This is a genomic window from Amycolatopsis silviterrae (genome assembly GCF_042684085.1).
GTDB classification, from domain to species: Bacteria; Actinomycetota; Actinomycetes; order Mycobacteriales; family Pseudonocardiaceae; genus Amycolatopsis; species Amycolatopsis silviterrae.
Genome location: NZ_JBHUKS010000011.1, coordinates 393,872 through 415,553 on the forward strand (window position 1 = coordinate 393,872; position 21,682 = coordinate 415,553).

Genomic DNA, 21,682 nt, shown 5'->3' on the forward strand with positions numbered 1-21,682 from the left:
GACCGGTTAATCATCCTGACGGTTGACACAATCATCCGTGTGGATAATTATGGCAGCAGGCAACCGAGAGGGGAGCGACCGTGAAGAAGATCAAGGTGGCGGTGGTAGGCGGCGGCACCGGCGGGTTGTGCCTGGCGCACGGCCTGTCACGAGCTGGCGTCGAGGTAGCGGTGTACGAGCGCAGCCGCACCCGGACCGAACGTCTGCAGGGCTACCGCGTGCACATCGCGCCGATGGGGTCCGCCGCGTTGCGCGAATGCCTCCCGCCGGCGGCGTGGGAGAGATTCCTCGCCGCCACGGGGGTCAGCGAGGGCGCGTTCGGCTTCGTCACCGAGCGCATGCGCGAGCTGGCGATCCTCAACGCTCCGTCCAGCGCCGACCCGGCCGCCGCGCACCATTCGGTCAGCCGGATCTCGATGCACCAGGTGCTGTCGTCCGGCCTGGACGGAATCCTCTGGTACGACAAGGAATTCGTGCGCTACGAGACGGACTCGAAAGGCGTGGTGCTGCACTTCGCCGACGGCACCACCGCGGAGGCGGACTTGGTGGTCGGCGCGGACGGCGCGGGCTCAAGGGTCCGCGCGCAGCTGCTGCCGCACGCCAAGCGGGTCGACACCGGAATCCGCACCGTCATCGGCAAATTCCCGCTGACCGCCGAGTCCCGCGCGCTGATTCCGCGTCAGCTGGCGACGGCTCCGACGCTCGTGCTGCCCCCGCCCGGCTGCGGCATGTTCACCGCGCCGCACGAGTTTCCGGCGGCGTCGGCGAATGACGAGACCGCTGCCGTCGACCCGGTGCTGTTCGACAACACCGGCAGCTACGTGATGTGGTCCTATGGCGCGAAGGCGGCGCACTTCCCGGCCGACCTCGCCGAGCTGACCGCTCCCCAGCTGCGTTCGCTGATCCTGGACCGGATCCGCGGCTGGCATCCGTCGTTCAGCCGCCTCGTACAGGACTCGCCGGACGGCACGGTGAGCATGCTGCCGATCCGCACGTCGGTGCCCGTCCGCGCGTGGGAGACCGGCCCGGTCACCCTGCTCGGCGACGCCGCGCACAGCATGACGCCGTTCCGCGGCATCGGCGCGAACATCGCCCTGCGGGACGCGCAAGTGTTGTGCCGCAACCTTTCCCAAGGCGGCGACGTGACGGCCGCTGTCGCCGACTACGAGCGGCAGATGCGGAAGTACGCGTACCCGCAAGTGCGTGGTTCGCTGCGCAGCGCGGGGCAGTTCGTCACGGAAAGCCGGTTCAGCCGCGGGGCGATGCGCGCGTCGGTGACCGCGCTGGGGGTGGGCCTCTCGCTGCGCCGGAAGCTGCGGGGCTGAAGTCAGCCCGCGCCGTACCAGCGACCGCCGGGCGGCATGGCGTACTCCGTGTACAGCAGGCCGGCCAGGGCCTGCCAGCCGGTCTCGTCCGCGGTGAAGGTCCGGCCGCCCGGCGCGATCAGCACCGCCTGGCCGCTGGCGTCGGCGACCAGCGAGATCGGCACGCGGAACTCGTCGTAGTCGTGCCGGACGAGCCAGCGCCACCCGATCGTGAACCGGCGGCGCGCGGTCACCGGGTACCGCACGTCGACGTCGGAGACCCCGGTGCCGACGGTCGTCCACAGTGGAGTGACGCGGAGCCCGGCCAGGTGCACGAGCTGGGGTTTCTTGCCGTCCGGTTCGAACCGGTAGTACGGGTGCCTGCGCCACCGCTCCCAGCGCAGCCGCCGTCGTTCGCGGCGGATCGGGCCGCGCAGCCGGGACAGCGCTTCCTCGACCAGGGCGAGGGCGCGGGTGTAGTCGGGATCGTTGCGGGACACGAGATTCTCCCCTCTCTCGCGCCCGAAGCTACGGAACCGGCTGGGGACCGGTCCCGTTGTGCCGTTCCATCAGCGCCCGGAGCTGGAACTTCTGGATTTTGCCGCTGGCGGTGCGGGGGAGTTCCGGAAACAGCTCCACCCGCTCGGGCCAGTACTGCTTGGCCACTCGGCGATAAACCGCGCAGCTTTCCGGATCCGGCTGTGTGAGGATCCACTAGCGCGCAACGCGAACGCATCAAGGAACTCCGTCTCCGCCACGACGCGCTCTTCCGCGCGTTCATCGAAGAAGGCTTGGCGAGCGGCGACCTCGCCGTCGCGAGGTCGCCGCTACGTTGATAGCGCTCGTCCACATCGGACGGCGAACTAGAGGCGGCGCGGTGCCTCGATGCCGAGCAGCCCCAGGCCCTGCACGAGCGTGCGCGACGTGAGCGTGGCCAGCTGTACCCGCGACGCGCGCAGCTCCGGTGTTTCAGCAGTCAGCACCGGGCACTGTTCGTAGAAGCGCGAGAAGGTGACCGCGGTGTCGTACAGGTACGTACAGAGCTTGTGTGGCGCGTACGCGGACGTCGCCGCGCTGATCGCTTCGCTGAACCGAAGCAGCGTAAGCGCGAGCGCGCGTTCCGCTGGTTCTTGCAGCTGGACCGGAGCGTCTTCGGCGGGTTCTCCGGCCTTGGCGAGGATCGACTCGATCCGCGCGTGCGCGTACTGCAGGTAGACGGACGTGTTGCCGTCCTTGGCGAGCATGCGGTCCCAGTCGAACACGTAGTCGCGCTCGCGGTCGCTGGACAGATCGGCGTACTTCACCGCGCCGATCCCGACTGCGCGCGCGACCTCCCGCTGCTCTTCCTCGCTGAGTTCGCTGCGCTCGGCAACGATTTCCGCAGCCTGCGCCACGGCTTCGTCGAGCAGGCTGGAGAGCTTGATCGTCTCGCCGGCGCGGGTGCGCATCACCTTGCCGTCCGCGCCGAGGATCGAGCCGAACCCGATGTGCTCGGCGTGCACGCCTTCGAGCCAGCCGGCCGCGCGCGCCACCGCGAAGATCATCGCGAAGTGCTGCGCCTGCGGGGCGCCGACGACGTACAACATGTCGGTCGCGCCGCGTTCGGCGGTCCAGTAGCGGATGGTTGCGAGGTCGGTGGCCGCATAGCCGTAGCCGCCGTCGCGCTTGCGGACGATCAGCGGGAGCCGGTCGCCTTCGCGGTTGGTAAAGCCTTCTGGGAACACGCAGACCGCGCCGTCGCTGATCTCGGTGAGCCCGTCGGCTTCGAGTTCGTCGACGACTTCGCCCAGGTACGGGTTGTAGAAGCTTTCGCCGTAGATGTCGTCGTCGGTGAGCGTGATGCCGAGCTGGCGGTAGGCCGCGTTGAAGTGCCTTGTCGACTCGTCGACGAGTTCCTGCCAGAAGGCGAGCGTCTCCGGATCGCCGCCCTGCAGCTTCACCACGCGCTCGCGGGAGCGGGTCGCGAACGCCTCGTCGGCGTCGAACTTCCGGCGCGCGGCCTGGTAGAACGCGTTGAGGTCGCTGCGATCCCCGGACGGTTCGTCCAGGTGGTGCTCGATGAGCATGCCGAACGGCGTGCCCCAGTCGCCGAGGTGGTTGTGCGGCAGCACTTCGTGCCCGACGAAGCGCATCAGCCGGCTGATCGCGTCGCCGATCACCGTGGAGCGCACGTGCCCGACGTGCATTTCCTTGGCGACGTTGGGACTGCTGTAGTCGAGCGCGATCCGGCGCGGCTGCTCGACCTCGGCCACTCCCAGCCGATCGTCCTTCGCCTGCTCGGCGACCCGCTGCTCAAGCCATTCGCGACGCAGCACGAAGTTCAGGAATCCGGGCCCGGCGATCTCGGGCTTGTCAGCGACGCCGTCCAGCTCCAGGTTCTCGACAATCCCGGCCGCGACTTCGCGCGGCGGTTTGCCGAGCCGCTTGCCGAGGCTCATCGCGAGGTTGCACTGGTAGTCGACACCGTCGCGAGTGGACACCGCGATGAGCGCCGCGGACGGGTCGAGGTCGACGTCGAACGCGCGGCGGAGAGCGGCCACCACGCGTCGGGCCAGTTCCTCACTAACCTCGGGCTTGCGCACGGTGTCCCTCCTTCGCGTAGTCGATCGCTGAAGCCTACCGACCGCGCGCGAGCGGGTTTACCGCAGTTCGCCGCCCTTCGTTTCGGGCATCCGGAGGATCACGACGAACGCGATCGCCGCCCCGCCGGCGACGTACCAGAAGAAGGCAGTGGCCGCGCCCGCCGCGGACAGCGCGCTGAGCACGAGCGGCGCGGTCCCGCCGAACACGGCGACGGTCAGGTTGTACCAGGCACCGATGCCGAGCCCGCGGAGTTCGGTGGGGAAGAGTTCGCTCATGATGGCCGGTGCCAGCGAGGTCATCGCGGTGTAGAGCGCGAGCCCGACGCAGAACACGATGAGCAGATTGCCGAGCCCGGGCCGCACGAGGTAGGAGAGCGGGACGATCACCACCGCGGTAGCCGCGGCCCAGACGAGCAACTGGGGCCGCCGCCCGTACCGGTCGGAGAGCGCGCCCATCGGGTACTGGAGGAGGACGAAAAGGGCGGTCGCGATGGAAAGCGCGAGGAACGTGTCGACGTCGTTTGCGCCGCGCCCCTTGACCGAGAAGGACGGGAGGGCGCTGAAGAAGGTGTAGTAGCAGAGCGTGTTGAGCATCGAGAGCCCGATGAGCTGCCCGACCGCCCGCGGATGCTGGGTGACGGTGGTGAGGAGCGGCCGCTGAACCCGTCGCGCGGCTTCCTTTTTCTCGTGGTACAGCTCGGTTTCTTCGAGACTGCGCCGCAGCCACAGCCCGACCAGCCCGAGCACCCCGCCGAGCAGGAACGGAATCCGCCAGCCGAACGAGGTGAGATGCGCCTTGTCCATCGTGCGGGCGAGCACGAACCCGAGCACCGTCGCGATGAGAACCGCGGACCCGGTGGAAATGTAGAAGAAGGAGGAGTATCGACCCCGCCGCTCCTTGGGCGCGACCTCGCCGAGGTAGGCGGAAGCGTTGGACACCTCGCCGCCGAGCGAAAGCCCCTGCGCGATCCGCGCGAGCAGGAGAAGAATCGGCGCAAGCCACCCGACCTGCGCGAACGTGGGAAGCACCCCGATCGCGACCGACCCGCCCGCCATCAGCGAGATCGTGAGGAGCATGGCGGGCTTGCGCCCGTGCACGTCGGCGAACCGCCCGAGCAGCACGCCGCCGAGCGGCCGGAAGAAGAACGCGAGCGCGTAGGTGGCGAACGTGTTGATCAGCGCGAGCGTTTCGTTGCCAGGAGGGAAGAACGCGCCGGCGAAGTAGATGCTGAAGGTCGCGTAGATCGTCCAGTCGAACCACTCGAGCGCATTGCCCGCACTGGCGGCGAACAACTTCCGCACCGGCAACCGATGCCGGGCGACGCCTTCGGTCGTAGAACCGGCCATCGGGCAACCTCCACACGTCCGCACGGGCGGAACGGGACTTTGCCAGAAATGCCCGGAGATCGGTAGATCCCGGCCCAGGATGGCGGTTGGTGCTTGTCCCACTGCGGTCCGTGATGTGGCCGCCGTTGCGGTTCGTGACGCGGTTCGCGACGTGGTTTGTGACGCGGTTCGTGACGTGGTGGGTGAGGCGGTCCGTGACGCGGCGGTCCGTGACACGGCCGCTGATCGGGTTCGCGAGGCGGTTCGTGACGCGGTCGGCGGGGTGGGCGGCGACGCGGTCCGGATGCGGGATTGCCTTCGCCACGCCGGAACGATGCTGAACACTCGCCGCTCGGGTCTCGTGAGTGGCAATGCCGGTTCTAACCGGGATTGCCACTCACGACACCCGCTCCCGGCGAACCTCAAGCAGTGCTCGCCAACGCGAACGGCAACACCCCCTCCGCCCCGGCCTGGCGCAGCAGCCGCGCCGCCAGCGTCATCGTCCAGCCGGTGTCGATCAGGTCGTCCACCAGCAGCACCGGCCCGCGTGTCTGCGCGACGCTCGCGGCCACGTCCTCCGGCAGGCTCAACCTCCGCCACAGGTCGGCCAGCCGCTGCGCGCTGTTCGCCTGCCGCGGCGGCGGCCCGGCGGACGCCAGCTCTCCCAGATAATCCAGCCGTCCGATCGCCGACAGCCGCAACGCGAGGCTGTCCACCAGCTGCGGCCGCGTCGCCGACGGGATCGCCACCACCGCCACCGGACGTTGCGCCCACTGCCATCCGGCCAGCACCTTCACGCACGCGTCGAAAACCGAGTCGGGCACCTCGGCGTCCGTCGCGCCCGGACCGAGCAGTTCGCGCAACCGGCCGCCCCAGCCCACATCCGTGAGCCGGCCCAGTACCTGTCCCGGCTCGGCTTGCTCCTCGGTCTTGATCCGGCCCGACAGCGGCACGTCGAGCCCTTTCATCCCGCTCGGCCACTGTTTGCGCGGCGCCACCGTGACGCCGGGCCGGTCCAGCCGTTCCCGCGTGGCACCCGCGATTTCCTCGGACACCGCCGTGTTCCAGTGCTCCCCGGTGCAGTTGTCGCACCGGCCGCACGGCGTTGCCTCCGGATCGTCGAGCTGCCGCCGCAGATACTCCATCCGGCAGCCGTCAGTGCGGATATACCCGAGCATCGCCTGCTGCTCAGCCGTCCGCGCGACTCCGACGCGTTCGTACCGTTCCCGGTCGTACTCCCACGGCTGCCCGGTGCTTTCCCAGCCGCCGCGCACCCGGCGCACCGCACCGTCCACATCGAGCACTTTCAGCACCATCTCCAGCCGCGACCGGGAAAGCTCGACCGACGGCTCCAGCGCGGCTGTCGAAAGTGGACGGTCGGCGTAGGCGAGCGCGTTGAGCACCTGCGTGACGCGCAGTTCGTCCGGGAACGCCAGCGACCCGAAGTACGCCCAGATCGCCTTGTCCTCACGCCCGGGCAGCAGCACCACCTCGGCCCGCTCGACGCCGCGTCCGGCGCGGCCGACCTGCTGGTAGTAGGCGATCGGCGACGACGGCGCGCCCAGGTGCACCACGAACCCGAGGTCCGGCTTGTCGAACCCCATCCCGAGCGCCGACGTCGCCACCAGCGCCTTCACCCGGTTCTCCAGCAGGTCGTCCTCCGCGGCCTGGCGGTCGGCCGGATCGGTCTTCCCGGTGTAGGCGGCCACCGGATAACCGCGGTCGGACAGCAGCGCGGCGACGTCGTGCGCGGCGGCGACGGTGAGCGTGTAGATGATGCCCGACCCCGGCAGCTCCGCCAGGTGCTCGGCGAGCCAGGCCAGCCGCGCCTCGTCGCTGGGCAGTTCGGCCACCGCAAGCCGCAGGCTTTCCCTGTCGAGCGGACCGCGCAGGACGAGCGTGTCCGTCTCGCCGCCGATGCCGAGCTGCTCGGCGACGTCCGTGGCCACCCGGTCGTTCGCGGTCGCGGTGGTGGCCAGCACCGGCACGCCTTCCGGCAGGTCGCCCAGCAGCGTGCGCAGCCGCCGGTAGTCCGGCCGGAAGTCGTGGCCCCAGTCGGAAATGCAGTGCGCCTCGTCCACCACCAGCAGACCGGCGCTCGCGGTGAGCTTCGGCAGGACGCTGTCGCGGAAGTCCGGGTTGTTGAGCCGTTCCGGGCTGACCAGCAGCACGTCCACTTCGCCCGCGGCCACCGACGCCTGTACCTGGTCCCACTCCTGCGCGTTGGCCGAGTTGATGGTGGCCGCGTGGATCCCCGCCCTGGCGGCGGCGGAGATCTGGTTGCGCATCAGGGCGAGCAGCGGCGACACGATGACCGTCGGCCCCGCTCCCTGCTCCCGCAGCAGCGCGGTGGCCAGGAAGTAGACAGCAGACTTCCCCCAGCCGGTGCGCTGCACGACGAGCGCGCGCCGGTGGTGCGCGACCAGTGCCTCGATGGCGGTCCACTGGTCCTCTCGGAGGGCGGCGTTGTCTCCGGCGAGGGCGCGCAGCAGGGTCTCGGCGCGGGTCCGGAGAGCTGGGGTGGTATCGGTGGTGTCCACGTCCCCCGGTCTACCCCATGCCCCCGACAATCCGGGAGCCGACCGGTCCCGAACGGACAGTTTCCGGCGATAAACGGAGAGTTATGTGACTCATGTCACAACCATGACCTAGCTCGCAGTCGCGACGGGAAGCCCTCGCGTGCCCGCGCGTATAGGCTCACCGGCTATGTCACCACGCCGGATCGGGGTCATGGGCGGCACCTTCGACCCCGTGCACCACGGCCACCTCGTCGCGGCCAGCGAGGTCCAGTCACGATTCGCGCTCGACGAGGTCATCTTCGTGCCGACCGGGCAGCCGTGGCAGAAGTCCGGCCGCCGCGTCACGCGCGCCGAGGACCGCTACCTGATGACGGTCATCGCCACCGCGTCCAACCCGGTCTTCTCGGTGAGCCGGGTCGACATCGACCGCGGCGGCCAGACCTACACCGTCGACACGCTGCGCGACCTGCACGAGGAATACCCGGACGACGAGCTGTTCTTCATCACCGGGGCCGACGCCCTCGAGCAGATCCTGACCTGGCACAAGGCCGACGAGCTGTTCGACTTCGCGCACTTCATCGGCGTCACCCGCCCGGGGTACCGGCTCAATTCGCACCATCTGCCCAGCGGCAAGGTGAGCCTGGTCGAGGTCACCGCCATGTCGATCTCGTCCACCGGATGCCGCGAACGGGTCGAGCGCGGCGAGCCGGTCTGGTACCTCGTGCCGGACGGCGTTGTGCGCTACATCGCCAAGAAGGACCTCTACCGCAAGGACGCCGAGGCCTGACCGGGTACCCTCGTCCGGGCATACCCGAAATCTGAAGGAGCACTGTGGCAGCGACGTCCGAGGCACGGGACCTGGCGGTGGCGGCCGCGCACGCGGCAGCCGACAAGCTGGCCAGCGACGTGGTCGTCCTGGACGTGTCCGAGCAGCTCGTGATCACCGACGCGTTCGTGATCGCGTCCGCGGCGAACGAGCGCCAGGTGGGCGCGATCGTCGACAACGTGGAAGAGAAGCTCCGCCTGGAGGGCCACAAGCCGGTCCGGCGCGAAGGAGCCCGCGAGGGCCGCTGGGTGCTGCTCGACTACGTCGACGTCGTCGTCCACGTCCAGCACGCGGACGAGCGCTCGTTCTACGGCCTCGAACGGCTGTGGAAGGACTGCCCGCGCATCGAGGTCGAAGGGCTGGCGACGGTCTCCGCGAACGACACCGACGACGCGGACGGTCCGGAGGCGTGAGCCCGCGGCGGCTGCTGCTCTGGCGGCACGGCGAGACGGACTACAACGCCGCCGGCCGCATGCAGGGACATCTCGATTCGGCGCTGACCCCGGTCGGCTGGAACCAGGCGCGCTTCGCCGTGCCCGCGCTCGCGCGGTTCGCGCCGGAGCTGGTGATCGCCTCTGATCTGCGCCGCGCCACCGACACCGCGACAGTGCTCACCGAGGCGATCGGCGTGCCGCTGCAGATCGACAAGCGGCTGCGCGAGACGCACCTCGGCGAGTGGCAGGGCCTCACCGGAGCCGAGGTCGACGAGAGCTATCCGGGCGACCGCGAGCTGTGGCGCTCCGACGCCGCGTGGGCTCCGCCGGGCGGCGAATCCCGGGTCGAGGTCGCCGAACGCGCCGCCGAGGTCGTCGACGACCTGATGCAGCCGAACGCCGACCCCGGGGAATCGGTCCTGCTCGCCTCGCACGGCGGGCTGATCCTCGCGCTCACCGCGAAGCTGCTCGGCCTTCCGGTCGAGGTCTGGCCGTCGCTCGGCGGGATCATGAACTGCCACTGGGTCGAACTCGGCCACCGCGAGGGGAAGTGGCGGTTGCACGCGTACAACGCGGGCATCACCGGCTGACCCGATGAGCCCGCAGCTGCTTGTCTTCGGCGATTCACTGTGTTTCCACGGCCCCGAGGGCCCTTGCGCGGCCGATGATCCGCGTCTGTGGCCCAACGTCGCGGCGAACGCGCTGTCCGGACAGGCCGATCTCGTGGCCGGCATCGGCTGGACGGCGCGCGACCTGTGGTGGTCGCTCACCGGCGACCCGCGCGTGTGGGCGGATCTGCGCCGCGTCGACGCTGTCGTGCTTGCTGTCGGTCACATGGACACACTGCCGTCGCCGTTGCCGACGTACCTGCGTCAAGGACTTCGCTACCTTCGCCCCGACGGCGTGCGTCGCGTTGTACGCGGGGCTTATCTCGCTGCGCAGCCACGGTTGTCTGTCGTGATGCGCGGGCGTCCTCGCGTACTCCCTGCGCGGCTGAGCGTCAGCTACTTGGACCAATCTGTTGAAGCGTTGCGCGCGCTGCGGCCTGAGCTTCCTGTATTCGGGATGATGCCTTCGGTGCACCGCGCTGAGGCGTACGGCCGCGTACACACGGGACGCGCTGAAGCAGCCGCTGCAATCGCTTCGTGGGCCGCGCGACGCGAAGTGCCGTTGCTCGACACGCCCGGCGTGGTCGGCGAACATGTCTTGAGCGGCGCGGGAAATCCCGACGGCATGCACTGGGGATGGGCTGGGCACGAAGCGGTTGGCACTGCGATGGCGAAGCTGGTTGCTCCGCACCTCGGCTCCGGCAACGTAGGCTGACCACGTGTCGGTCGCCGTGGTCACGGACTCCACCGCGCACCTGCCCGAAGGCTTCGCCGAGCGGCACTCGGTGCGGGTGGTGCCCCTGCACGTCCTCGTGGAAGGGGTGTGCTCCCTCGACGGCGTCGAAATGGGCCCCGCCGCGCTCGCGGAAGCGCTGGGGGAGCGCAAGATCGTCACTACTTCACGGCCCACTCCGGCCGAGTTCGCCACCGAATTCCGGTCCGCGCTCGACGCGGGCGCGGACGCCGTCGTGTCCGTGCACCTCTCGCGCGAGCTGTCGGGGACATGGGAAGCCGCGGTTCTGGCGGCGGAAGAAGTCGGCTCCGACCGCGTCCGTGTCGTCGATTCCCGCACCACAGCGATGGGTTTGGGCTTTGCCGCCCTGCACGCCGCGGACGCCGCCGCTTCCGGGGCCACCCCGGCCGAGGTCGAAGCGGCCGCGACGGAAGCGGCGGAACGGTCGTCGACGTTGTTCGTGGTCGAGACGCTGGAACACCTGCGCCGCGGCGGCCGGATCGGCTCGGCCGCGGCGTTGCTCGGCACCGCACTGGCGGTGAAACCGGTGCTGCACATGTCCGACGGCCGGATCCTTCCGCTGGAGAAAGTGCGCACGATGAACCGCGCGATCGGGCGTTTGGTCGAACTGTCCGTGCGGGCGGCGGGCACCGGGCCGGTCGAGCTGGCGGTGCACCATCTCGCCTCGCCGGAGCGGGCGGTCGAGCTGGCGAACCGGCTGGAGGAAGCGATCCCGGGCTGTGCCGGGGGATGCGTGGTGTCGGAGATCGGCGCGGTCATCGGCGCGCACACTGGTCCCGGGGTGCTCGGCGTGGTCGTGCAGCGCGCCTAGCCGGTTTCCTGGTTGCCGAATCGCGCGAGCAGGTGCCAGACGCGTTTGAGATCTTGCTCGTCATGGTCGGCTGCGTTCCCAAGGATGCGCGGGTCGAGGTATCCGTCCTCGGCGAGTTCGGTGCCGAGCGCGGTGAACTTCGGTCCGCGGTAGTCGGGGTGCCGGAGCAGTTCTCCGGTGGCGATCCGGAATCCTTCGTGCCATTCGACCGTAGCCAGTTTTCGGGCCGTCGCCTCGATTTCGGTTCCTCGGTAAGACGGATCGAGAACCAGCGCTTCGACGTCCCGAGCAAGCTCCACCTCGCCGTGCACCTGTGCCTCGATGTAGTCGTCCAGCGGGTCTTTGCCGTCAGCCTCCGCAATCGCGACCAGTTCGGACAGGCGCGCCTCGACGCCGAAAGACGTCGGCTCGAAAACACTGTCGGGATAAGCGAAAGTGGTGCGGGACATCGTGTGCCGCGCGAGCCGGAGATGCGCCGAGCCGAACCGCGGCGAGCCGCCTGTCGTCCGGCCGCGGAAATTCAGCGACCCGTATTTCGGCCGGTGCGTGGCCGCGACGTCGTCGTAGACGCCGGCGAACAACCGGCTTTCCCAGCGCCAGCGGTCTCCTCCCGGATGCGCGGTCAGCCCGCCGTTGCTGACGCCGGTCTCGAACTGCGAGCGGTACCAGCCGTCTCGCGCCATCTTCTCCAAGATCGGCACTCCGTCGACCAGCCGGTCCGGGTGGAAGTGCAGCGTGACCCGCCACGACGGGTCCGCCGGGCCACCCGTCGCCAGCGCGGCGATGTGGGCGACCGCGCGTTCCCAAGGTTCCGTGCGAATCACGGCCAGACCATGGTGATCGTGCGCTCGAAGTTGACGTAGCCAGCGCGCCGGAACGCTTTCGCCATCGGGATATTGCCGAGGTCCGTCGCCGCCCGGATGCGAGGAACCTCCTGCGCGGCAAGAATTCGGGTGCCCTCGGCGAGGATTTCGTCGATGTAGCCGTTGCCGCGATGTTCAGGCAAGACCGCGAGGTACCCGATGATCGGGTTGTAGTTGTTGCGGGCCGGCGTGACGAACCCGACCGGCGTGCCGTCGGGCAACGTGGCGACCCGCCACCAATCCCGCGGACTGCGGTAATGCGCCAGTTCGTCCTCGTAGTGCCTGATCGCCGCTTCGTGCGCGGACATCCGGGTCAGGTCGTCGCGGCTGTGCGCGTCGAGCGTTCCGTCCAGGACTTGGGCCATCAGGTCGAGGATCTCGTCGTCGTCGCGGACCGGACGGAAGATCAGCCGGTCGCGCGGCGGGACCGGAGTGCCTGGCTGCCAGTCGAAACGCAGCCGTTCGGCGAGCAGCCGGGCCCCGGTCTGTTCGAGCGCGGTCATCCGGTCTTCGACCACGCTTCGGGTTTCGGGTCTTTCGCGCCAATCGGTGGGGACCATGCGGTTGTACGCCGGCGGCCGGGCACCCGTGGGCAGGATCTCGGCAATCGCGGTCCGCAGCAGTTGAGCGCCGACAGTCACGTCCTCGAGATCGAAAAAGTCCAGCAGAAATGGGACTTGCTCCTCGGCCCGTCCCCACCACGCGGCCCTGGCGACGAGTTCACCCCGGCGAAGCGCGACCCACATCCAGTCCGGCCGTCGACGGCCGGCGGCGAGATCGTCGGCCAGTTCGTGGTCGAGGGCGTAGGTGAGCTGGCAGAAGAGATCGAGTTCTTCCGGCCCGGTGAGAGGGCGCAGGGTCAGGTCGGTGTGGTCCACAGCTGAGGCGTGCTCCCGATGCGTTCGACGGCTTGTCACCAGGTCTAGCGGACGACACCGGCGAGCGCGAACGCTTTTTGCTCACCATTGCGGCAGGTCAACCGCTCAGTATGACTGCGAACCCTGACAAACTCCGGCGCGTCTCCCCGCCGCGCGGCCGAGTTGTCCCCAAGGGGCGGGTTGTCCACAGATCGTGCCGAACCCTCTCGCCGCCGCGGCGGCCGGGGCCTAGCGTCGATCGTGTGTTCGATCAGTCCGCCCGGGATCCGGGCACTCCCGTCAACGTCAGGCTCGCCTGGCTCTCCGACCAGCTGGCCGCGGCCTCGCAGGCCGCCGGACCCGGCCGCCGGTCCGCACGTCGTCGCTGGCTGCCGGGCGGCCAATTGCTTGGCGACGGCCCCCGGAACACAGCGCTGTCTGCAAGTACCGACAGTGCACCTCCGCCGGACACCCTGCTTCCTGGCGCGACACCGCTCCCGCGGCCACCGGGCCGGAACACACGCCTGTCTGCATTTGCCGACCACCCACCCTCTCCAGAAAACGAGCTGCCCGCAGGAAAACTAGTGCGCCGCTGGCTGCCGCAACCCAGCGCACCCCGGTGGTTTCCCGGATCGAACGGCATACCCGGCTTCCTCTCCCGTCGAGGGGTGGTCTTCGCTCTAGCCTTACTGGCAGCCGCTGCCGTAATAGCCGGTGGCCTGGCGATCTTCGGCCGCTCACCCGCAGCCGAGATCGCCCCGCCACTGCCGACGGCCCGGGCCCAGACCCCGCACGCGCCGAAGGCCAGCGAAAAGCTGGTCATCAGCGTCGTCGGCCACGTGCGCGCCCCAGGACTCGTCACTGTGCCGTCGGGTTCCCGTGTCGCCGATGCTCTCCGTGCGGCCGGCGGTGCCAACCCCGGCGTAGACCTGACCGTACTGAACCTTGCCCGCAAACTCACCGACGGCGAGCAGGTGGCGGTCGGCGTCGCCGCTGCTCAGGCGGCACCAGCCGGTTCAGCGGGCGCGGCCAGCAAGATCGACCTGAACTCCGCGACGGCCGAACAACTCGACAGTCTCCCCGGCGTCGGCGCGGTCACCGCCCGGCGCATCGCCGACTGGCGCACCCAGCACGGCGGATTCTCGAGTGTCGAACAGCTACGCGACGTAGACGGCATCGGCGAGAGCAAGTTCGAAAGACTTCGCGAGCAGGTGACGGTCGGATGAAGCCGGCACCCGAAGAAAATCCGCGACGCGACCACGATTTCCGCCTCGTTCCCGCCTCCGTCGCCGGATGGGCGGCGACGCTCGCCGGGCTCCAGCTCGGCTGGTGGGTCGCGACCGTGGTGGGTGCTGTAACGGTCATCGGGGCCGCAGTGCTTCTCCTCCGCGGCCGTTCCCGCTACGCCGGGGTCGGGGGAGCGTTAGTGCTAGTCGGGCTCGTCGCAGCAGTGCCGACCGCTCTGCGCATTCACGACGCGGCATCCGACCCGTTGGGAGCCGCTGCCACGCACGGCGTCACGGCGACGCTGCTGGTCGAGATCAACGAGCGTCCCCGGCCGATCCACCAGGCGGGCTATGCGGATCAACAGGCGGGAACCCGGTCGGTGGCGATCCCGGCACAGGTCATAACGGCCACAGTGGACAGTCAGCCAATCGAATCGACCGGCCGGGTTTTGCTGCTGGCACCCGTCGCCGGATGGAACGGCCTGCTGCCAGGCCAGGAAGTGACGACGTCCGGCCGTCTCATGCCCGCACGTGGCGGCGAGCTGACGGCTGCGGTCGTCTCTGTCCGGGCCGCGCCGGCTGACGTCGGGCAAGCCCCGTGGTGGCAGCGCGCGGCGGCAGTGCTGCGGAACAGTTTGCATTCGTTGTGCGGGATCCTGCCGGAGGAACCGGCGGGCTTGCTGCCCGGACTGGTGCTGGGCGACACGAGCGCGTTGCCGCAACGGGTCGAGGCCGAGTTCACCGCCTCCGGGCTCACCCACTTGATGGCAGTGAGCGGTGGAAACCTCGTCATCGTAGGCGGAGCCGTCCTGCTGCTGTGCCGATTGGCGCGAGCCGGCCCGAGGTTTTCCGCCGCAGCGGCAGGCACCTGCCTGGCCGGATTCCTCGTGCTGGTCGGTCCCGAGCCGAGCGTGGTGCGGGCAGGTGTCATGGGCGGCATCGGCTTGCTGGCGCTGGCCCTCGGCCGACGCGGTTCGGCGCTGCCCGCCCTGGCGTTCGCGGTGTGCGTGCTGGTCGCGTGGGATCCGACGATGGCGGCCAATTTCGGTTTCGCGCTTTCCGTTCTCGCCACTGCGGGACTGGTGCTGCTCGCCCCGCGATGGGCGGATTCGTTGGTGCGAAGGGGAGTTCCGCCGGGTTACGCCGAAGGCCTGGCCGTGCCGCTGGCCGCGTTCGTAGTCACCGCGCCGGTCATCGCCGGGATGGCGGGCACGGTCAGCCTCGTCTCGGTGGTCACCAATGTCCTTGCGGCACCAGTGGTCGCGCCGGTGACCGTGCTGGGCGTGCTCGCGACCGTCGTCGGGCCATGGTGGCCGGGTGCCGGGCACCTGCTGATCCGATTGGCGGATCCGGAAGCACGATGGCTGCTCACCGTCGCCCGGCATGGCGCACGAACGCCCGGAGCAACGCTGTCCTGGCCCGGTGGCTGGTGGGGCGGATTGTGCGCGGCGGCCTTGCTGGTCGTTCTCGTGGTGGCGGCTCGGTTTCGTCGCCTCCGGCTGCTGGTGGCGATCGGACTGGTTGTCGTGCTGTTGACGGTCGTGCCGGCCAAGGTCCTGCTGCCTGGCTGGCCGCCGCACGGCTGGGCGATGGTGGAATGCGATGTCGGGCAAGGAGATGCGGTCGTTCTCGCCACTGCCGAACCCGGCCGGGCCGTCGTCGTCGACACCGGGCCGGAACCTGGGCCGGTCGACGAATGCCTGCGGAGGCTGGGCGTCGAACGAGTGCCGTTGCTGCTCCTGAGCCATCTGCACGCGGACCACATCGGAGGTCTCGCCTCGGTGTTCGACGGACGGGCGGTCGGCGCGATCGCGGTCGGGCCGGGGCGCGCTCCGGCGTGGGCGTGGCAGTCGGTTTCCGGCGAAGCGCGGCGTCGTGGCGTGCCGCTGGTGCAGTTGAGCGAAGGGCAAAAGCTGGAATGGCCGGGGCTGTCGCTGGACGTGCTCGGTCCGCGCTACGCCACCACCCGGTCGCCTGCCCTGCAGGACGGCACGATGATCAACAACAGCTCGGTCGTCCTGCGCGCCGACACCTCGGCTGGCCGGGTTTTGCTGACCGGAGACGTCGAACTCGCCGCGCAGGCGGACCTGTTAGCCGAGGGCGTCGACCTGCGGGCCGACATCCTGAAGGTGCCGCATCACGGCTCGCGATACTCGCTGCCGCAATTCCTCGCGGCGGTGCGGCCGCGCACGGCGCTGATCAGCGTCGGCGCGGGCAATGGATACGGGCATCCGAGCAAGTCCACAGTGGACGTTCTCGGCACGATGGGAGTACTGGTCACCCGGACCGACGTGGACGGCGACACGGCCGTTCTGCCAGGCGGAGGCGGACCGGCGGTCGCACGCCGGGGTGAGCCCCGGGGCCCGCCGCGGTAGGGCGTGCGGACCCCGGGCCAGTGCGTCAGTAGCCGAGCGCCTTGGCGACGGCTTCGGCGGACGGCGGCACGGTGGCCTTCGGGCCGACGTGGTTCTCGATCGCGTCGAGGGTCTTGAGGCCGTCGCCGGTGATGAGGAGGACGGTTTCGGCGTCCGGGTCGAGCTTGCCGGTTTCGACGAGCTTCTTCGCGGTCGCCACGGTGACGCCGCCCGCGGTCTCGGTGAAGATGCCTTCGGTGCGCGCGAGCAGCCGGATGCCTTCGACGACCTCTTCGTCGGTGACGTCCTCGATCGCGCCGCCGGTGCGGTTGACCACGTCGAGCACGTACGGGCCGTCGGCCGGGTTGCCGATCGCGAGCGAGCGGGCGATGGTGTCCGGCTTCACCGGCTGGACCACGTCGTGGCCGTTGCGGTACGCGGCGGAGACCGGCGAGCAGCCGGTGGCCTGCGCGCCGAACACCTTGTACGGGCTGGCGTCCACGAGACCGAGCTGGCCCAGCTCGCGGAAACCCTTGTCCACCTTGGTGAGCTGCGAACCGGAGGCGATCGGCACGACGATCTGCTCGGGGATCCGCCAGCCGAGCTGCTCGGCGACCTCGTAGGCGAGCGTCTTCGAGCCCTCGGAGTAGTACGGGCGGACGTTGACGTTCACGAACGCCCACTTCGGGTGCTCGCCGGCCAGTTCGGTGGCGAGCCGGTTGACGTCGTCGTAGTTGCCGTCGACGGCGATCAGGTCGCCGTCGTACACCGCGGTGGTGAGGATCTTCGCGCGCTCGAGGCTCTTCGGGATCAGCACGACCGACCGCCAGCCGGCGCGCGCCGCGGCGGCGGCCGTCGCGTTGGCCAGGTTGCCGGTCGACGGGCACGCGAGGACCTCGAAGCCGAACTCGCGGGCGGCGGCCAGCGCGACGGCGACCACGCGGTCCTTGAACGAGTGCGTCGGGTTGCCGGTGTCGTCCTTGACCCACACGCTCTTGAGGCCGAGCGCCTTGGCGAGCCGGTCCGCACGCACCAGCCGGGTACAGCCGGGTTCGGTGTTCGGGGTCTCCTCGACGGTCGAGGGGACGGGAAGGAGCTTCTTGTAACGCCAGATGTTGCGCGGGCCCGCCTCGATGTCCTCGCGGCGGATACGGCCGAAGTCGTAGGCGACCTCGAGCGGCGAGAAGTCTTCGGCGGAGACGAATTCCGGAGCGAGCGGCTGCCGGTGCCCTTCTTCCTTCGACACCAGTTCGACGGCCGGACCGAGGTCGATCGTCTTGTTGGCGGAGGTGGCGCTGAGGGCTGCAGTCATCGCGAGGTTCCTTTCCTCATCTGCCCCGCCGAAGCGGGCCGGAATTGGCACCGTGGTCGTCAGCTACCCCGCGATCGCGGGATGACAGGCTGTACGCCGGTTGCCGGGGCTTCGTCGGGCCGTTCCCTCTGCCCCTCTGGATGAGCGGTATTCGGTTGTCGGAGCACCGGTGGGCGCGTCCTCGGCTACACCGTACGACATCCCGATCAGCTCGTGCCACGGAGGCGGCCCACATCACCGGGGCGGGCGGCCCGGCGACCGGGTGAGAGGATGGCCGGGTGACCACCGCACCCGCGCCGCTGCACCTCGTCACGGGCGAGGAAGAACTGCTCATCGAACGGGCTGTGCGCGCCTCGCTCGACGCGGCCAAGGCCGCCGACCCGACGGCCGACCTCACGCGGATGCGGGTGTCCGATCTCACACCGCCCGTGCTCGCTGAGCTGGTGAGTCCTTCGCTGTTCGCCGAGGGGCGCGTGATCGTGCTGGAGTCGGCGCAGGACATCTCGCAGGAGCTGTCCGACGCGGTCCTCGCGTACCTGAAAGCGCCCGCCGAAGGCATCGTCCTCGTGGTCGTGCACAGCGGCGGCGGGAGGAGCAAAGCCGCCAAGGCGCTGCCGGGCGCGTTGAAAAAAGCGGGCGCGGAAATCACCGAATGCCCGAAGCTCACCAAGCCGGCCGAGCGCGAGTCGTTCGTCCGCAACGAGGTGCGCCGCGCGGGCGGGAAGATCGACGGAGCCGGCTTGATGGCGCTGCTCGACTCGGTCGGCTCGGACCTGCGCGAGCTGTCCTCGGCGGCGACGCAGCTGGTCGCCGACACCGGGGGAGTCGTCGACGAGCAAGCGGTCCGCCGCTACCACACCGGACGCGCCGACGTGACCGGCTTCGCGGTGGCGGAAAAGGCCGTCGCGGGCGACCGGGCCGCCGCGCTGGAGTCGCTGCAGTGGGCGATGCAGCTGGGCGTCCCGCACGTCCTGGTGGCGGACGCGCTGGCCGACGCGGTCCGCACGATCGCTCGCGTGTCCGCCGCCGGGCGCGGCAATCCGAACCAGATGGCGGGCGAGCTGGGCATGCCGCCGTGGAAGATCCGCAAGGCGCAGGGCCAGTCCCGCGGCTGGGGCCAGGACGGCCTGGCGTCCGCGATGCGCGTGGTCGCACGGCTGAACGCCGAGGTCAAGGGCGCGGCGGCCGATTCCACCTACGCACTGCAGCGCGCGGTCCTCGACGTGGTCGCGGCCAAGGGAGACCGCTGAGCGGTCAAGGCGTCTGCCGCCGCGCCCGCTGATCCGGGCATCGAAAAGGCCCGGCCGCCGAAGCCGCCGGGCCTTCCGGAAAGACTGCGCTCAGAGCTGGTTCGCGCGCTTCGCGAGAGCCGACTTCTTGTTCGCGGCCTGGTTGGCGTGGATGACGCCCTTGGTGACGGCCTTGTCGAGCTTGCGGGCGGCGTCGCGCTGCAGTTCGAGGGCCTTGTCCTTGTCACCGGCTTCGGCGGCCTCGCGGAACTTGCGGATCGCGGTCTTCACCGAGGACCGGATCGCCAGGTTGCGCTGCCGCGCCTTCTCGTTCGTGGTGATGCGCTTGACCTGCGACTTGATGTTGGCCATGGAGGCGTTCCTCTTTCACTCGGTGAAGGTCGCTGCCGCGTTCGCGTGGCTCCGGATCAGTCCTGAGGGGACTGCCGGGTTTCCTCCCTGACGGAATGCCGCACGGCAACAGTCGAAAATCTTAACAGCCCTGCTCGCGGCCCCGGCGCGGGCCCCGGAGCCGGAATCCGTTCGGCATTCCGCCTGCGGCTCCGTTACGGTGGATCTTGGTAGTGCCTAGGGTTCCGTCGCCTGCCCGTGGTCCCGCAGAGCGGGTCGCGAAGACAACGAGGGCGGGCGGGGCTGGTCCGAGCGGCACCTTCGGCGGGACACCGAGCCCTGCCGTTCATCTGACGGGACAAAAGCCTGGAGGACCCGGTCTTCAGCATGCGCTGAAAACCTGAAGGGGTCCGGATGAACACCACTGCCCTCGCCATGGTCCTCGTCGCCGCGGTCGTGCACGCCTCGTGGAATCTCGCCGCCAAACGGGTTTCCGGCGGACCGCGGTTCGTCTGGCTGTACTACACCGTTTCGGCGGTGGCGATGCTCCCGGTGATCGCGGTCGCGCTGGCCGTCGAACCGGAACGTCCACAGTGGACCTGGCTGGTCGCCGCGCTGGTCACCGCGGTCCTGCACGTTGTGTACGGGATCGTGCTGCAGCGCGGCTACGAGGTCGGCGACCTCTCGATCGTCTACCCGCTGGCGCGCGGCACCGGACCGCTGGTCTCGGTGCTCGTGGCCGTCACGGTCCTGGGAGAACGGCCGGGCGTGCTCGGGCTGATCGGTGCCTTCCTCGTGGTCGGGGGCGTCCTGGTGATCAGTCTCGGCGGCGGCAGCACTGGCGACGCCCAAGCCCGGCGCGCCGGGGTGTTCTACGGCGTCGCCACCGGAGTGGTCATCGCGGCTTACACGCTCTGGGACGCGCATTCGGTCACGTCGCTGAGCGTGCCGCCGCTCGTCTACTTCGGCGGCGGCGCGATCGCCCAGAGCATCCTGCTCGCGCCGACCGCCGCGCGCGGCCGGTCCGACATCAAACGGCTGTGGCGCGATCACCGGCGCGAGGTGCTGATCGTCGGACTCGCCTCGCCCGCCGGATACCTGCTGGTGCTGTACGCCCTGCGGATCGCGCCGGTCAGCCTCGTCGCGCCGGCGCGCGAACTGTCGATCGTCTTCGGCGGGGTCGCCGCCTGGCTCGTGCTCCGCGAGCGCAACGCGGTCCGCCGGCTCGCCGGCTCGCTGGTGGTGCTGGCCGGGATCGCTGCGATTGCGGTCGCCTGAGCGGCTCAGGTAGGCAGGACCCATGGACGTACTGAGCAGCCGGGTGCTGATCCACCCCCGCGACCACGAGGTGTCGACCGCGTTCTACCGCGACGCTCTCGGCCTCGCGATCGAGCGCGAGTTCCCCGGCGGCACGCGGTTTTTCGCCGGCGGCGGGTCGATCGAGGTGGTCGGCACCGGCGAGGCCGGGCCCGGTCCGGACGTCAATCTGTTCCTGCAGGTCCGCGATCTCCCGGCGACGCTGGCCGAACTGGCCGGGCGCGGCGTCGAGCCGGTGCGCGAGGCGCGCCGCGAACCGTGGGGCACCGACGAGGCGTGGATCGCCGACCCGGACGGCCTGCGGATCGTCCTCGTCGAGGTCCCGGAGGACCATCCGTTGCGCCGCGACAAGCGCTAGCCCGGTTTCACGGCCCGCAGCTGGGCGGCGAGCGCGGCGAACCCGGGCGGGTCCCAGGTCCAGGTCTGCAGGTCGGTGAACCCCGCGGCGGCGGCTTCGCCGGCGAGTTCGTGCCGCGTCACCGGAAGCCACTTCTCGTGCGCCGACAGCAGCAGCCGTCCGCCTGGCCGCAGCACGCGGAACAGTTCGGCGAAACCCGCCGCGCGGTCTTCCCAGAACTGGACGTTGTTCACGGTCAGCACGACGTCCGCGGAGGCGTCCGCGCAGCCGGTCCTGGCCGCGCTGCCCGCCCGCACCTCGGCGCGGTCGCCGCAGCGGTCCGTGCACAGGTCGCGCATCTCGGGGGAGGGTTCGACGCCGATCACCTCGCCGGCGAGTTTGCTCGCCGCGTCGAGGCCGACCCCGGGGCCAGGGCCGACGACGAGCACGACCTCGTCGGGTTCGAGGCGGGCGAGGTCGACGATCCGGTGTTCGGTCGCGGCGTTGCCGACTGACATCAGCTTGCCGCCGAGCCTGCCCAGCAGGCCGCTGGGGTGGCCGAAGGCCCGGTCGAGCGCGGCGTCGAGGACGCCGGGACCGGGCGAGGGGGAGGGTGAAGTGGTCATCCTTCGAGGTCATCACGAGACGCGCGGGGCCGCATCGGGGATGACC

The 21,682-nt window shown here is 69.9% G+C and carries 21 protein-coding genes and 1 riboswitch; of the genes, 11 read left to right on the forward strand and 10 right to left on the reverse strand.

Features of this window, described 5'->3' with window-relative positions; translation table 11 throughout:
* The first annotated feature begins 80 nt into the window (after nucleotides 1-80).
* Nucleotides 81-1,325 carry an FAD-dependent oxidoreductase gene (locus ACFSVL_RS17375; protein WP_378305325.1) on the forward strand — a complete coding sequence of 415 codons (1,245 nt, stop codon included), beginning with the start codon at nucleotides 81-83 and terminating at the stop codon, nucleotides 1,323-1,325.
* A gap of 2 nt (nucleotides 1,326-1,327) precedes the next feature.
* Here the strand turns inward: ACFSVL_RS17375 and ACFSVL_RS17380 are convergent, their stop codons facing one another.
* The 5 genes from ACFSVL_RS17380 to ACFSVL_RS17400 form a co-directional block, all read right to left on the reverse strand.
* Nucleotides 1,328-1,804, reverse strand: coding sequence for a hypothetical protein (locus ACFSVL_RS17380; protein WP_378305327.1), 477 nt, complete (start codon nucleotides 1,802-1,804; stop codon nucleotides 1,328-1,330).
* A gap of 28 nt (nucleotides 1,805-1,832) precedes the next feature.
* On the reverse strand, nucleotides 1,833-1,970 hold the full coding sequence (locus ACFSVL_RS17385; protein WP_378305329.1) for a hypothetical protein: 138 nt from the start codon (nucleotides 1,968-1,970) through the stop codon (nucleotides 1,833-1,835).
* 197 nt (nucleotides 1,971-2,167) lie between these two features.
* Nucleotides 2,168-3,886, reverse strand: a complete 1,719-nt coding sequence (argS, locus tag ACFSVL_RS17390) for an arginine--tRNA ligase (protein WP_378305331.1) — start codon at nucleotides 3,884-3,886, stop codon at nucleotides 2,168-2,170.
* A gap of 57 nt (nucleotides 3,887-3,943) precedes the next feature.
* Nucleotides 3,944-5,233 carry an MFS transporter gene (locus tag ACFSVL_RS17395; RefSeq protein ID WP_378305333.1) on the reverse strand — a complete coding sequence of 430 codons (1,290 nt, stop codon included), beginning with the start codon at nucleotides 5,231-5,233 and terminating at the stop codon, nucleotides 3,944-3,946.
* Between the two features lie 401 nt (nucleotides 5,234-5,634).
* A complete protein-coding gene (locus ACFSVL_RS17400) occupies nucleotides 5,635-7,752 on the reverse strand; it encodes a RecQ family ATP-dependent DNA helicase (protein WP_378305335.1) in 2,118 nt (705 codons plus the stop codon).
* A gap of 166 nt (nucleotides 7,753-7,918) precedes the next feature.
* On the opposite strand from ACFSVL_RS17400, the gene nadD reads away from it, so the two are divergent.
* From nadD to ACFSVL_RS17425, 5 genes are read left to right on the forward strand one after another with little or no spacing between them, the layout of a single operon-like run.
* The gene (nadD, locus tag ACFSVL_RS17405) at nucleotides 7,919-8,518 is read left to right on the forward strand and encodes a nicotinate-nucleotide adenylyltransferase (RefSeq protein WP_078870493.1); all 600 of its coding nucleotides are present in this window, start codon (nucleotides 7,919-7,921) and stop codon (nucleotides 8,516-8,518) included.
* Between the two features lie 44 nt (nucleotides 8,519-8,562).
* Complete coding sequence (gene rsfS / locus ACFSVL_RS17410) at nucleotides 8,563-8,970, forward strand: ribosome silencing factor (RefSeq protein WP_378305337.1); 408 nt, start codon at nucleotides 8,563-8,565, stop codon at nucleotides 8,968-8,970.
* Nucleotides 8,967-9,581 carry a histidine phosphatase family protein gene (locus ACFSVL_RS17415; protein ID WP_378305339.1) on the forward strand — a complete coding sequence of 205 codons (615 nt, stop codon included), beginning with the start codon at nucleotides 8,967-8,969 and terminating at the stop codon, nucleotides 9,579-9,581. Before rsfS ends, ACFSVL_RS17415 begins: the two co-directional genes overlap by 4 nt.
* A gap of 4 nt (nucleotides 9,582-9,585) precedes the next feature.
* Entirely contained in the window at nucleotides 9,586-10,314 is a 729-nt protein-coding gene (gene octT / locus ACFSVL_RS17420; RefSeq protein ID WP_378305341.1) for a diglucosylglycerate octanoyltransferase, read from the forward strand.
* A 4-nt stretch (nucleotides 10,315-10,318) separates the two neighbouring features.
* On the forward strand, nucleotides 10,319-11,164 hold the full coding sequence (locus ACFSVL_RS17425) for a DegV family protein (RefSeq protein WP_378305343.1): 846 nt from the start codon (nucleotides 10,319-10,321) through the stop codon (nucleotides 11,162-11,164).
* Here the strand turns inward: ACFSVL_RS17425 and ACFSVL_RS17430 are convergent.
* Together ACFSVL_RS17430 and ACFSVL_RS17435 are read right to left on the reverse strand one after the other, a co-directional pair.
* Nucleotides 11,161-11,988: a DUF3626 domain-containing protein gene (locus tag ACFSVL_RS17430; RefSeq protein WP_378305345.1), complete on the reverse strand. Its 828-nt coding sequence runs from the start codon at nucleotides 11,986-11,988 to the stop codon at nucleotides 11,161-11,163. The genes ACFSVL_RS17425 and ACFSVL_RS17430 overlap by 4 nt on opposite strands.
* Complete coding sequence (locus ACFSVL_RS17435; protein WP_378305347.1) at nucleotides 11,985-12,944, reverse strand: GNAT family N-acetyltransferase; 960 nt, start codon at nucleotides 12,942-12,944, stop codon at nucleotides 11,985-11,987. Before ACFSVL_RS17435 ends, ACFSVL_RS17430 begins: the two co-directional genes overlap by 4 nt.
* A 608-nt stretch (nucleotides 12,945-13,552) precedes the next feature.
* Between ACFSVL_RS17435 and ACFSVL_RS17440 the strand changes: the two genes are divergently transcribed.
* On the forward strand, nucleotides 13,553-14,110 hold the full coding sequence (locus ACFSVL_RS17440; protein WP_378305349.1) for a helix-hairpin-helix domain-containing protein: 558 nt from the start codon (nucleotides 13,553-13,555) through the stop codon (nucleotides 14,108-14,110).
* Nucleotides 14,107-16,485: a ComEC/Rec2 family competence protein gene (locus ACFSVL_RS17445; protein WP_378305351.1), complete on the forward strand. Its 2,379-nt coding sequence runs from the start codon at nucleotides 14,107-14,109 to the stop codon at nucleotides 16,483-16,485. Before ACFSVL_RS17440 ends, ACFSVL_RS17445 begins: the two co-directional genes overlap by 4 nt.
* Before the next feature lie 25 nt (nucleotides 16,486-16,510).
* On the opposite strand, the gene thrC is transcribed toward ACFSVL_RS17445, so the two are convergent.
* Nucleotides 16,511-17,776 carry a threonine synthase gene (gene thrC / locus ACFSVL_RS17450; protein WP_378305353.1) on the reverse strand — a complete coding sequence of 422 codons (1,266 nt, stop codon included), beginning with the start codon at nucleotides 17,774-17,776 and terminating at the stop codon, nucleotides 16,511-16,513.
* A 13-nt stretch (nucleotides 17,777-17,789) separates the two neighbouring features.
* Nucleotides 17,790-17,923, reverse strand: a riboswitch (SAM riboswitch).
* Between the two features lie 131 nt (nucleotides 17,924-18,054).
* Between thrC and holA the strand changes: the two genes are divergently transcribed.
* A complete protein-coding gene (holA, locus tag ACFSVL_RS17455) occupies nucleotides 18,055-19,026 on the forward strand; it encodes a DNA polymerase III subunit delta (RefSeq protein ID WP_378305355.1) in 972 nt (323 codons plus the stop codon).
* A 90-nt stretch (nucleotides 19,027-19,116) separates the two neighbouring features.
* On the opposite strand, the gene rpsT is transcribed toward holA, so the two are convergent.
* Nucleotides 19,117-19,377, reverse strand: a complete 261-nt coding sequence (gene rpsT, locus ACFSVL_RS17460) for a 30S ribosomal protein S20 (RefSeq protein WP_009081037.1) — start codon at nucleotides 19,375-19,377, stop codon at nucleotides 19,117-19,119.
* Between the two features lie 393 nt (nucleotides 19,378-19,770).
* On the opposite strand from rpsT, the gene ACFSVL_RS17465 reads away from it, so the two are divergent.
* Nucleotides 19,771-20,634: a DMT family transporter gene (locus ACFSVL_RS17465; RefSeq protein WP_378305358.1), complete on the forward strand. Its 864-nt coding sequence runs from the start codon at nucleotides 19,771-19,773 to the stop codon at nucleotides 20,632-20,634.
* 22 nt (nucleotides 20,635-20,656) lie between these two features.
* A complete protein-coding gene (locus tag ACFSVL_RS17470; RefSeq protein ID WP_116200449.1) occupies nucleotides 20,657-21,031 on the forward strand; it encodes a VOC family protein in 375 nt (124 codons plus the stop codon).
* On the opposite strand, the gene ACFSVL_RS17475 is transcribed toward ACFSVL_RS17470, so the two are convergent.
* Nucleotides 21,028-21,636, reverse strand: a complete 609-nt coding sequence (locus ACFSVL_RS17475) for a class I SAM-dependent methyltransferase (protein ID WP_378305360.1) — start codon at nucleotides 21,634-21,636, stop codon at nucleotides 21,028-21,030. The genes ACFSVL_RS17470 and ACFSVL_RS17475 overlap by 4 nt on opposite strands.
* Nucleotides 21,637-21,682 lie beyond the last annotated feature (46 nt).

Coding starts and splice junctions, on each gene's coding strand:
- ACFSVL_RS17395 (WP_378305333.1), bottom strand. CDS start 5,233: ATGGCCGGTTCTACGACCGAAGGCGTCGCCCGGCATCGGTTGCCGGTG.
- nadD (WP_078870493.1), top strand. CDS start 7,919: ATGTCACCACGCCGGATCGGGGTCATGGGCGGCACCTTCGACCCCGTG.
- octT (WP_378305341.1), top strand. CDS start 9,586: ATGAGCCCGCAGCTGCTTGTCTTCGGCGATTCACTGTGTTTCCACGGC.
- ACFSVL_RS17445 (WP_378305351.1), top strand. CDS start 14,107: ATGAAGCCGGCACCCGAAGAAAATCCGCGACGCGACCACGATTTCCGC.
- thrC (WP_378305353.1), bottom strand. CDS start 17,776: ATGACTGCAGCCCTCAGCGCCACCTCCGCCAACAAGACGATCGACCTC.
- rpsT (WP_009081037.1), bottom strand. CDS start 19,377: ATGGCCAACATCAAGTCGCAGGTCAAGCGCATCACCACGAACGAGAAG.
- ACFSVL_RS17465 (WP_378305358.1), top strand. CDS start 19,771: ATGAACACCACTGCCCTCGCCATGGTCCTCGTCGCCGCGGTCGTGCAC.
- ACFSVL_RS17470 (WP_116200449.1), top strand. CDS start 20,657: ATGGACGTACTGAGCAGCCGGGTGCTGATCCACCCCCGCGACCACGAG.
- ACFSVL_RS17475 (WP_378305360.1), bottom strand. CDS start 21,636: ATGACCACTTCACCCTCCCCCTCGCCCGGTCCCGGCGTCCTCGACGCC.